This is a genomic window from Mycobacterium sp. NGS58, from assembly GCF_059812385.1.
In genome coordinates this window covers 384,774-397,619 of record NZ_JCALCO010000001.1, presented here as the reverse complement: position 1 = coordinate 397,619, position 12,846 = coordinate 384,774, and the positions used below count along the sequence as shown (strand labels likewise).

The 12,846-nt window shown below is 65.5% G+C and carries 1 protein-coding gene; it reads left to right on the top strand.

Going from position 1 to position 12,846, the window contains the following annotated elements:
- Window positions 1-12,821, top strand: a 12,821-nt coding sequence (locus AC5Y4H_RS01935; RefSeq protein ID WP_499978065.1) for an amino acid adenylation domain-containing protein, incomplete at its 5' end; no start/stop codon positions are given.
- Window positions 12,822-12,846 lie beyond the last annotated feature (25 nt).

The window sequence follows — 12,846 nt, the reverse complement described above, 5'->3', positions numbered from 1 at the left end:
CCGGCCTCCCCAAAGGCGTGGCCATCCCACACCGGAACGTCACCCGGCTGTTTGAGTCACTAGCTGGCGAGCTTGAGTTCGCGCCCGGCCAGGTGTGGACGCAGTTCCACTCCTGTGCCTTCGACTTCTCGGTGTGGGAGATCTGGGGGGCGCTGCTGCACGGTGGGCGACTGGTCGTGGTCCCCGAAGACGTCACCCGCTCCCCAAACGACTTCCACGCCCTACTCGCCGCCGAACACGTCAACGTCTTAAGCCAAACCCCCTCAGCGTTTTATGCGCTGCAAAACGCCGACGCGCTGCAGTCCAATGCGGGTAATCAGCTCGAGCTTCACACCGTGGTCTTCGGCGGCGAAGCCCTTGAGCCACAGCGTCTTCGAACTTGGCTGAACAATCACCGTGCGCTACCGCGCTTGATCAACATGTATGGCATCACTGAGACGACGGTGCATGCCTCGTTGCGCGAGATCGCCAACGGTGACACCGACCGCAATGCCAGTCCGATTGGCGTGCCTTTGGCAGATCTTGCGTTCTTTGTGCTCGATGGGTGGTTGCGCCCGGTGCCGGCCGGCGTGGTCGGCGAGCTGTATATGGCCGGGGCCGGGGTGGGCGTGGGTTATGTGGGCCGGGGGTCGTTGACGGCGTCACGGTTTGTGGCCTGTCCCTTCGGCGGCCCAGGGCCGTGGGGACAGCGCATGTATCGGACCGGCGATTTGGTGTGCTGGCGCACCGATGGGCAGTTGACCTATCTCGGCCGCGCCGATGAGCAGGTCAAGATCCGCGGGTATCGCATCGAGCTGGGTGAGATCCAGGCCGCCCTGGCCGCGGTGGCTGGCGTGGTGCAGGCGGTGGTGATCGCCCGCCAGGACCGGTTGGGCGACAAACGCCTGGTCGGCTATATCACCGGGACGGCCGACCCAGCCCAGGCGCGCGCCATGCTGGCCGAGCGGCTACCGGCCTACATGATCCCCGCCGCGGTCATCGCCTTGGACGCGTTGCCGTTGACGCCCAACGGCAAACTCGACACCCGCGCCCTGCCGGCACCCGACTACACCGATGCCGAGCGGTATAGCGCCCCCGACACCGCGATGGAGGAGATCCTGGCCGGCATCTACGCCCAGGTCCTCGGCATCGAACGGGTCGGAATCGACGACTCCTTCTTCGATCTGGGCGGCGACAGCATTGCGGCGATGCGCCTGGTCACCGCGATCAACACCCACCTGGATTCCGGCCTTTCGGTGCGCACCGTATTCGAGGCACCGAAGATCGCCGAATTGGCGCCCCGCATCGGCGGGGAGGCGGGTAGGCGTCCGCCGTTGGTCCCGGCGGAGCGCCCGGCGGTGGTGCCATTGTCATTCGCCCAGCAGCGGTTGTGGTTCCTCAACCGATTCCAGGGCGGGGTTGCGACCTACAACATTCCGACGGCTTTCCGGATGAGCGGGGCGCTGGACGTCGAAGCGTTGAGCGCGGCACTCGATGACGTGATCGAACGGCATGAGTCGTTGCGCACCATATTTCCCGACGCTGACGGTGTGCCGTTCCAGCAGGTGCTGCCGGCCGTGGCCGGGATGTGGCGGCGCGGAGGCGCAACGGTGATATCACTGTCGGATCAGGATCTCGCCCGCGAATTGATGGTGTTGGCGGGATATCGGTTTGACCTGTCGACCGAGATCCCGATTCGCGCACAGATCTATTCGGTGGGTCCCGAGCAGCACGTGCTCGCAATTGTGGTGCACCACATAGCTTTTGACGGGTGGTCCCTGGCCCCGATGGTCCGCGACGTGGCCGAGGCGTATCGGGCGCGGCGGCAGGGCCTGGCCCCACAGTGGGCGCCGTTGCCGGTGCAATATGTCGATTACACGCTGTGGCAGCGGGATTGCCTGGGCGCTGAGTCCGACCCCGACAGTCTGATTGCCGGGCAATTGCGGTACTGGCGGCAGGAGTTGGCCGATCTGCCGGAGGTGGCGTCGTTGCCGACCGACCACGCCCGCCCGCCGGTGCCGAGTTACCGCGGTGATGCGGTGGAGATTCGGATCGACCCTCTGGTATGGGCGCGTGCCAAGGCGCTGGCGACGGCGAACAACGCGACGGCCTCGATGGTCTTGCAGGCGGCGTTGGCTGTGGTGTTGCACCGTGTCGGGGTCGGTGACGACGTCGTCCTGGGCGCGCCGATTGCCGGACGGCAGGACGCGGCACTCGACGAGCTCGTCGGATTTTTCGTCAACACATGGGTCTTGCGGGTGGGGGTGAATGCTCAGCAGCGGTTCAGCGATGTGCTTGCGCAGGTGCGGCAGAAGGCGCTGGACGCCTACAGCAACCAGGATGTGCCGTTCGAGCGACTCGTCGAGCAACTCAACCCGGCCCGCTCCACCGCGCACCACCCGCTCTTCCAAGTGGCGATGGTCTTTCACAACAACGTGCGACCAGACGTTGTGGCGTTCGACGGCGTCGACATCGAGCCGCTGGGGGGATCAACCCGCACCGCCAAGTTCGACCTGGATTTCCATCTCAGCGAGGTGCGCACTGAAGACTCCGACGCGCCGATGGCCGCAGGGGTGGTGACCTACGCGACCGATCTATTTGACCGGGCCACCATCGAGCGGTTGATCACCTGGTTTGGGCGGGTGATCGAGGTGGCCGCGGCCGACGCGTCGGTGGCGGTCGGCGACGTCGCGTTGCTGGAGCGCGGTGAGCGTGATCTGGTGCTGTCGGAGTGGTCTGGCGTCGGTGTGGAGCCGCCGGTTGGGGTGGCGCCGCAGTTGCTGGCCGCGGCGGTTTCGGCCGATGCAGACGCGGTGGCGGTGGTCGACGGTGCTCGAGAGTTGTCGTATCGCCAACTCGATGAGTGGTCGACGCGGTTGGCGCGGATGCTGATCGAGGCCGGGGTCGGTCCGGAGCGCGCGGTGGGCGTGGCGATGGATCGGTCCGCGGAACTGGTCGTGGCGTGGTGGGCCGTAGTCAAAGCCGGCGGTGTGTATGTGCCGCTGGATCGGGCCCATCCGCCCGAGCGGATCGCGACGGTGTTGGACGCGGTGGCGGCGGTATGTGTGCTGACTTGTGGTGAGGACCAGGTGACCGGGGCCGGGGAGCGCCCGGTGCTGCGCATCGACGGCTTGGACGTGTCCGGCCACCCTGCGGATTCGATTACTGACGCCGACCGTCTGGCGCCCCTACGAGCGGATGACGCCGCCTACGTCATCTTCACTTCCGGGTCGACCGGTACCCCTAAGGGGGTGGCTGTCAGCCACGCCGGGTTGTTGGGAATGGTTGCGGCGCAACGCAATATCTTCGGGTCGGCCCAGGATGCGCGGGTATTGATGGTCTCTGTGCCGACCTTCGATGCCTCGGTATTCGAGCTGTTGTGGGCGGTGGGACCCGGGGCGGCGTTGGTGATAGCCCCACCGCAGGTATACGCCGGGGAGGCATTGACAGGCTTGCTCGTTGACCGGCGGGTCAGCGCGGCGGTGATGACCCCGTCGGTGTTGTCGTCGCTGGATCAGAGCCGGCTCGACCGGTTGGACACGTTGGTCACCATGGGCGAGGCCTGCCCGCCGCAGTTGGTGGCCGCTTGGGCGCCGGGTCGGCGAATGTTCAACGCTTACGGTCCCACGGAGACCACCATCTGGGCCTCGTGCAGCGCGCCGCTGTCGGCGGGACAGCCGGTTAACATCGGCGCCCCGATTCCGGGGATGTGCGCGCTGGTCCTCGACGCCCGATTGAACCCGACGCCGATCGGGGTGGTAGGCGAGCTGTATCTCTGCGGACCGGCGCTGGCGCAGGGCTATATAGCGCGCGCGAATTTGACCGCGGAACGATTCGTCGCGAACCCGTACCTGGGTGCGGGGTCACGCATGTATCGCACGGGCGATCTCGTGCGCTGGACCCGCAACAGCACCCTCGATTATCTGGGCCGGGCCGACACACAGATCAAATTGCGTGGACAGCGCATCGAATTGGGCGAAATCGAAAACACGTTGTTGGCCTGTCCGCAGGTCGCGCGCGCCGCTGTCACGGTGCATCAGAGCGGCGCAGCCGCCCAGCTGGTCGCTTACATCACCATCGAGCACACCAGTACCGCCGACCGGGACGCCGAAATCGTCGAGGATTGGCAACACCTTTATGACCAGCTGTACGACGCTGAGGTCGAGGCGCCGGGCTTCGGCATGGATTTCCGGGGTTGGAACAGCAGCTACACGGATGACCCGATCCCACTCGCGGAGATGATGGAGTGGCGTTCTGCCACGGTGGATCGGATCATGGCCCTGCAGCCGCGGCGGGTGTTGGAGATCGGCGTGGGCTCCGGACTCGTGTTGTCGCAGGTTGCTCCCGTGTGTGAGCGCTACGTCGCCACAGATATGTCCGCGGTGGTTATCGACCAGCTGGCAAGCTCACTAGACGAGTTGCAGATCCCGTGGCGTGACCGGGTCGAGCTGCTGATTCGACCGGCTCACGTCACTGAGGGACTGCCGCAGTTCGGCTTCGACACCATCGTTCTCAACTCGGTCGTGCAATACTTCCCCAACGCCGGATATCTGGGTGACCTTATAAACAACGCCATGGATCTGCTGGCGCCGGGCGGGTCTTTATTCATCGGTGATGTGCGAAACCACAGCCTGCAGAGCGCGTTCCAAACCGGGGTCGCGTTGGCCCGCACCACTTCCACCGACGCCGCCGAGATCCGTCAACGAGTCCAGTCCGCCATGCTCGGTGAGCCCGAATTGCTGCTCGCCCCAGAGTTTTTCACCGTCATAGCCGCCGATCATGCGTCGGTGGCCGGAGTTGCCATTGAAGTCAAACGCGGATTCGCCGACAACGAACTCAACCGGTATCGCTACGACGTCATCTTCCATAAAGCTCCCGCCCGGGTTCGCTCAGTGGGCGGCGCACCCACCTGGGCCTGGACCGAATGCGCCGGCCTGGAAGACCTGCACACCCGGCTGCTGTCCCAACGACCGGCTATCGTTCGCGTCACCGACATCCCCCGCGCCGGACTGTTCACCGACGTCCGCATCGAACGAGGCCTTGCCGCCGGGCTGCCTCCGGCGGAAGCCGTAGCCCAAGTCAGCAGTGGGAATCCCGACATCGTCCCCGAAGAATTGCACCGTCTCGGTGACACCACCGGATACCGCGTCGCCGTCACTTGGGGCGCCCAACGCGGCACCCTGAATGCCGTCTTCATCGCCCCCGAAGACGGCGATACCCCGCCCGCCCCACCGCTGACCGACCTCTACCTGGCCTCGGTCGGGGCGGACCGAAGCAGCTTCAATGCCAACGCGCCCCACGCCAACACCAAAGTCAGCGCGGTGCGTCAGCGGCTGAGCGCGCGGTTGCCCGAATACATGATTCCGACACAGATTGTGGTGCTCGAGGAGCTCCCGTTGACCGCCTCGGGAAAGCTCGACCGCAAGGCGTTGCCGGCACCGTTAGTTGCCGGCGCAGCGTTCAGGGCGCCACACACGGAGACCGAGAAAGTTGTCGCCGAAGCGTTCGCCGTGGTGTTGGGTGTGGATCGCGTCGGGCTCGATGACGACTTCTTCGCGCTCGGTGGAGATTCACTGATAGCCACCCGGGCGAGCGCACGGCTGCAGTTGATATTGGGCCGGGAAGTGCCGGTGCGGTACCTGTTCGACGCGTCCACCGTTGGAACTCTCGCGCACTATCTGGACCAGCACCGTGGCGGCATTGCTCGCCCACCGGTGCAGCGGATGGCACGTCCGACGCGGGTCCCGCTCTCGTACGCCCAGAGCCGGTTGTGGTTTATCGACCAGTTGCAGGGGCCGTCACCGGTGTACAACATGCCCGCGGCGTTGCGGTTGGGCGGACGGCTTGATTCCGACGCATTGGGTGCGGCGCTGGGTGATGTGGTGGGTCGGCACGAGAGCCTGCGGACTTTGTTTACCGCGCACGAGGGGATACCGCTGCAGGTGGTGGTACCCGCTGAGCAGGCCGACTTTGGGTGGGACGTTGTTGATGCCGCTGGCTGGCCGACGGAACGGTTGGATGAGGCCATCGGCGTGGCGGTGCGCCACACGTTTGATCTGGCGAGTGAAATCCCATTGCATGCCTGGCTTTTCCGCGTGGCCGACGACGAGCACGTGCTGGTGATCGTGGTGCACCATATCGCGGCGGACGGATGGTCGATCAGCCCGCTGGCACGCGATTTGGGTGTGGCTTATGCCAGCCGGTGCGCTGGACGGGCCCCCGACTGGGCGCCGTTGCCGGTGCAGTATGCCGATTACACCCTGTGGCAGCGCGCAAACTTTGGCGACCTGGCCGACAGCGATAGCCCTATCGCTGCGCAGCTGGGGTTTTGGGAAGACACCCTGGCCGGGATGCCTGAGCGCCTGCAGCTTCCAACCGATCGGCCTTACCCGTCGGTCGCTGATCAGCGCGGCGCCAATGTGGCGGTCAACTGGCGCGCAGAGCTGCAGCAGAGCCTTCACCGGATTGCTCGCGAGCACAATGCCACCAGCTTCATGGTGGTTCAGACCGCCTTGGCGGTGCTGCTGGCCAAGCTCAGCGCCAGTAGCGATGTGGCGGTGGGGTTCCCGGTCGCCGGGCGCCGCGACCCCGGACTCGATGAGTTGGTGGGCTTCTTCGTCAATACCTTGGTGTTACGTGTCGATCTGGCCGGTGATCCCACTCTCGCGGAACTGCTGGCCCAGGTGCGACGGCGCAGCCTGGCTGCCTATGAACACCAAGACGTGCCCTTCGAGCTGCTTGTCGATCGGCTCAAACCCACGCGGTCGCTCACCCATTCACCGCTGATCCAGGTGATGTTGACTTGGCAGAATCAGCCCTGGCAGCTCGACGGCCCCGCCGCCGGACCGACCTTCGGTGATCTGCAGGCCACACAGCTGCGGGTGGACACGCAGACGGCCCGCATGGATTTGGCGTTTTCGTTGGCTGAACGCTTCACCCAGGCCGGTGAGCCTGCCGGGATCGCCGGAACGGTGGAGTTTCGTACCGATGTGTTCGATGCGGCCAGCATTGAGGTGCTGATCGCGCGGTTGGAGCAGATGCTGACGGCGATGTGCGTCGATCCGGCGCGGCGGTTGTCGTCAGTGGATCTGCTCGATGCGGCTGAGCACGAACGGCTGGATCGGTGGGGCCACCGGGCGGTGTTGACCCAGCCGACGCCCGCGCATGCGTCGGTGCCGGCGTTGTTCGGCGCGCAGGTGGCGCACGCACCGCAGGCGGTCGCCATCCGCTGCGGACAGTGCTCATGGACCTATCGCCAGGTGGATGAGGCGTCGAATCGGCTGGCGCATGTGTTGGCTGGCCGGGGTGTCCGTCCGGGTGGGTGTGTGGCGTTGCTGTTCAACCGTTCGGCCGAGGCGGTGGTGGCGATGCTGGCGGTGCTGAAGGCGGGTGCGGCTTACTTGCCGATGGATCCGGCGGCGCCGGCGGCGCGGATCGAGTTCATGGTTAACGATGCTGGGCCGGTGGCCGCGATCACCACCGCGGAGCTGGCCGATCGGTTGGATGGCTATGGCGTAGCGGTCGTGGATGTTGATGACCCCACCGTCGACACCCAACCCGGTACGGCACTGCCGGGCCCCGGGCCGGCCCCCCACGATATCGCCTACCTGATTTACACCTCCGGCACGACGGGGGTGCCCAAAGGTGTGGCGGTCACTCATCACAACGTGACTTACTTGGCGGAGTCGTTGCCCACTGAGCTGTCGGTGGCTGGGGTGTGGACGCAGTGCCACTCGTATGCTTTCGACTTTTCGGTGTGGGAGATCTGGGGTGCCCTGTTGCGGGGTGGACGGTTGGTGGTGGTGCCTGAGTCGGTGACGGGCGCACCGGGTGACTTCCATGACCTGCTGGTAGCTGAACGGGTCAGTGTGTTGACCCAGACCCCGTCGGCGGCGGCGGCGCTCTCCCCGGACGGGTTGGAGTCCACGGCGTTGCTGCTCGGCGGGGAGGCGTGTCCGCCTGAGCTGGTGGATCGGTGGGCGCCCGGGCGGGTCGTGGTCAATGCCTATGGCCCGACCGAGGCCACGGTGTATGTGGCGATCAGTGCGCGGTTGTCAGCGGGAGCCAAGGTCGTGCCGATCGGTGCGCCCGTCGCGGGGACGGCATTGTTCGTGCTCGATGGATGGTTGCAAGCGGTGCCCGCTGGTGTGGTGGGCGAGTTGTATGTGGCCGGCCCCCGGGTGGGGGTGGGATATGTGGGTCGGGCCGGGTTGACCGCCTCGCGGTTTGTGGCCTGCCCCTTCGGCGGTCCGGGCACTCGGATGTATCGCACCGGGGATTTGGTGCGGTGGGGTGTTGATGGCCACCTGCAGTATGTGGGCCGCGCTGATGAGCAGGTCAAGATCCGCGGTTATCGCATCGAATTAGGTGAAGTGCAGGCGGCGCTGGCCGGGCTCGCTGGGGTGGGGCAGGCAGTGGTGGTCGCCCGCGAGGACCGCCCCGGAGACAAACGCCTGGTTGGCTATGTCACCGGGACAGCCGAGCCAGCCGAGATTCGCGCGCTGCTGGCCGAGCGGCTGCCCGCGTACATGGTGCCCGCGGCGGTGATGGCACTCGAGGAGCTGCCGGTGACCACCAACGGCAAAGTGGATACCCGGGCCCTGCCCGCACCGGAATATCGGAGCCTCGACCGGTATCGCGCCCCGGGCAATGCGATCGAGGACATCCTGGTCGGTATTTACGCCCAGGTGCTGGGCCTGCAGCGGGTCGGGGTCGATGACTCGTTCTTCGAACTGGGCGGGGATTCCCTCTCGGCGATGCGTCTGGTCGCCGCGGTCAACGCCGGCCTGCATGCAAACCTTCCGGTGCGCGCGGTCTTCGAGGCGCCTACGGTTGCCGACTTGGCGCCGCGGGTCGAGGCGGAGGCAGGCCGGTATGAGCCCTTGGTGCCCGGAGAGCGACCCGCAGTCCTGCCATTGTCGTTTGCCCAAAACCGGTTGTGGTTCATCGACCAATTGCAGGGCCCTTCACCGATCTACAACATCCCTGTGTCGTTGCGACTGCGAGGGCCGCTTGACACCGAGGCATTGGGTGCGGCACTGGCCGATCTGATTGGTCGCCATGAGAGCCTGCGCACGCTGTTCGCGGCCGTCGACGGGATACCCCGCCAGCTGGTGATGCCAGCCGAGCGCGCCGACTTCGGCTGGCAGATTGTTGACGCCGGCGATTGGCCGGCGGCCCGGCTGGGTGAGGCCATCGACACCGCGGTGCGGTACACGTTTGACCTGTCCGCCGAAATCCCGCTGCACGCAACGCTTTTCCGCGTCGGCGAGGACGAGAACGTGCTAGTAGTCGTGGTGCACCACATCGCCGCCGACGGCTGGTCGATCGCCCCGCTGGTGCGCGACCTGGGGATGGCCTACGCAAGCCGGTGCGCGGGGAATGCGCCCGGATGGGCGCCATTGGCGGTGCAATATGTCGATTACGCGCTGTGGCAGCGCGCGCAGCTGGGCAGCCTCGAGGATGGCCACAGCCTGATCGCCGCGCAGCTGGCCTACTGGGAGAACGCCCTGGCCGGCATGCCCGATCGCCTGCAGCTGCCCACGGACCGACCCTACCCACCCGTGGCTGATCAGCGTGGCAACAGTGTGGCGGTGGACTGGCCGGCTGGGCTGCAACAGCAGGTGGCGCTGTTGGCTCGTGAGCACAAAGCCACCAGTTTCATGGTGGTTCAGGCTGCCCTGGCGGTGCTGCTGGCCAAGCTCAGCGCGAGCGCAGACGTGGCGGTGGGGTTCCCGATCGCCGGGCGGCGCGACCCCGCGCTCGACGAGCTGGTCGGGTTCTTCGTCAACACCCTGGTGCTGCGCGTCGATTTGACCGGAGATCCAAGCGTGGCCGAACTGCTCGCCCAGGTGCGACGGCGCAGCCTGGCCGCCTACGAGCACCAAGACGTGCCCTTTGAGCTGCTCGTTGAGCGGCTCAACCCGACCCGCAGCCTGACCCATCACCCGCTGGTGCAGGTGGCGTTGGCTTGGCAGAACTTCGCCGGGCAGGACACGACGTCGCTCGCCGGATTGGCCTCGGGTGACCTGCAGATCTCGCCGCTGCCCGTGGACACCCACACCGCACGCATGGACCTGACCTTTTCGCTGGCCGAACGGTGGACCGAGGCCGGTGCGCTCGCCGGGATCGGGGGCGCGGTGGAATTTCGCACCGATGTGTTCGACGCGGAGACCATCGAAGCGCTCATCACACGGCTGGAGCGGGTATTGGTGGCGATGACTGCCGACTCCAGCCGGCGGCTGTCGTCAGTGGATCTGCTCGACGAGGCTGACCACGCCCGCCTCGACGAACTCGGCAACCGGGCGGTGTTGGCCCGGCCCGCACCGCCGGCGGCCGTTACGATTCCGGCGTTGTTCGCCGCGCAGGTCGAGCGTGCCCCGGATGCGGTGGCGATGGTATGCGGCGAATGTTCGTGGACCTACCGCGAGCTGGAGGACACCGCTAACCGGTTCGCGCACCTGCTGTCCGACCACGGTGCGGGCCCGGGTCAGTGTGTGGCACTGCTGCTTTCCCGGTCCGTCGAGGCGATCGCGGCGATCTTGGCGGTACTCAAAACCGGTGCAGCGTACGTCCCGGTCGACCCCGCGCTGCCTGACGCCCGGATCGGGTTCATCCTCGCCGACGCCACACCGATAGCGGCGATCACCACCGCGGCCCTACGATCCCGGCTGGACGGGCACGACCTGCTGGTGGTGGATGTCAATGACAGTGCTGTCCAGACCCAACCTAAAACGGCACTTCCGGCGCCGGCTCGTGATGACCTCGCCCACATCATTTACACCTCAGGCACCACTGGGGTGCCCAAGGGCGTGGCGGTCACCCATCACAACGTGACCCAGCTGTTCGATTCGCTGGATGCCGGCGTGGAGTTGGCGCCGGGGCAGGTGTGGACACAGTTTCACTCGCTGGCCTTCGACTTTTCGGTCTGGGAAATCTGGGGTGCATTGCTGCATGGGGGTCGGCTGGTGGTGGTGCCCGAAGAGGAGGCGCGCTCCCCGGAGGACTTCCACGACCTGCTGGTCACCGAACGGGTCAGCGTGTTGACCCAGACTCCCTCGGCTGTGGGGATGCTCTCGGCTGAGGGGTTGGAGTCGGCGGCGTTGGTCATCGGCGCTGAGCCCTGTCCGGCCGAGCTGGTGGATCGCTGGGCGCCGGGGCGGGTGATGATCAACGTCTACGGCCCGACTGAGACCACGATGTGGGCGGCCAAGAGCGCGCCGTTGACGGCGGGGTCGGGATCGCCGCCGGTCGGCTCGCCGGTGCCGGGGGCTGCCTTCTTCGTACTGGATGCGTGGTTGCGTCCGGTTCCCGCCGGTGTGGTCGGCGAGTTGTATGTGGCAGGCAGGGGGGTGGGCTGCGGCTATTGGCGTCGGTCGGGGTTGACCGCATCACGGTTTGTGGCGTGTCCGTTCACGGGCGCCGACGGCGCGGGAGCCCAGGCGCAACGGATGTATCGGACCGGGGATCTGGTGCGGTGGCGCGCCGACGGGCAGCTGGACTATTTGGGCCGCGCTGACGAGCAGGTCAAGATCCGTGGGTATCGCATTGAGCTCGGCGAAGTCCAGGCGGCGCTGGCAGGGCAGGACGGCGTTGATCAGGCGGTGGTAATCGCACGCGAGGACCGCCCCGGCGACAAACGTTTGGTCGGCTACATCACCGGCACCGCCGACCCGGCCGAAGCCCGCACCGCGCTGGCCGCGCGCCTACCGGCGTACATGATCCCCGCGGCGGTAGTGGCGCTTGATGCATTGCCGTTGACCGTCAACGGGAAGCTCGACAGACGCGCCCTGCCAGCACCGGAATATGCGGGCACCGATCGTTACCGCGCCCCTGCCACCCCTACCGAGGAGATGCTGGCCGGCATCTACGCGGAAGTACTGGGGCTCGAATGCGTCGGCGTCGACGACTCGTTCTTCGACATGGGCGGGGATTCGCTCTCGGCGATGCGGGTAGTCGCCGAGATCAATAAGCGCATGGATGTCGACCTTGCGGTGCGAACCTTATTCCGCGCACCGTCCGTTCGAAGCTTGAGCCGGCAGTTGGGTTCAGACGCCGGGCAGCTCGACATTGTCCCGGTTGAGGTCCTCAAAGAAGGTATCGGCCGTCCCCTGTTCTGCATCCATCCCGGGGGTGGGATGAGTTGGCCGTATCAGCGCCTTGGTAATTACTTGGACTGCTCGATCATCGGAATTCAACAACTCCTATTGGACGAAGAAACTGAACCCCAGACAATTCCCGATATGGCGAGGAATTACGCCGACAGGATACAAAGGATTGATCCTGTCGGGCCTTACAATCTTCTAGGCTGGTCTTTTGGAGGTGTCGTCGCTCATGAAATCGCGATCGAACTTCAGCAACGGGGATTCGCAGTCGCACACCTTATCCTGTTTGACGCTCAACTGAGCCTCGAAGGCGCGAGCCTGCCGACCCATCCTTTGCAGGACAAGCAGATGCTAGAAGAAATCTTGCGGTTTTATGGCATAGACATTACCGAGCTGGAAGAGCCGCTTGATGCCGACCAGATAGAAAAGGTCATGCTCGAACGAGGAGTCAAAGACTTCCCAAGGTACAAACGGCTTGTGGATTGGATAATCCAGAACTTTGATAACAACACGGAGTTGCAGCGAGCTCACGAGCCTCGCATTTTCGATGGTGAATTGAGCATATTCTCTGCCGTGGGAACCCAGAGCGATCGGAGTTCATACCTTATCGAAACTTGGCGGCCGTATGTCGCTGGCGACATTGCCGAGTACTCGGTCGACTGCGCACACGAGAACATGTTGACCGTCGAATCGCTCAGCCTGTATGCCGAACAACTCAGACTTTTACTAGAGCCATGAATCGGGCGGTGCTACGAACTCGAAC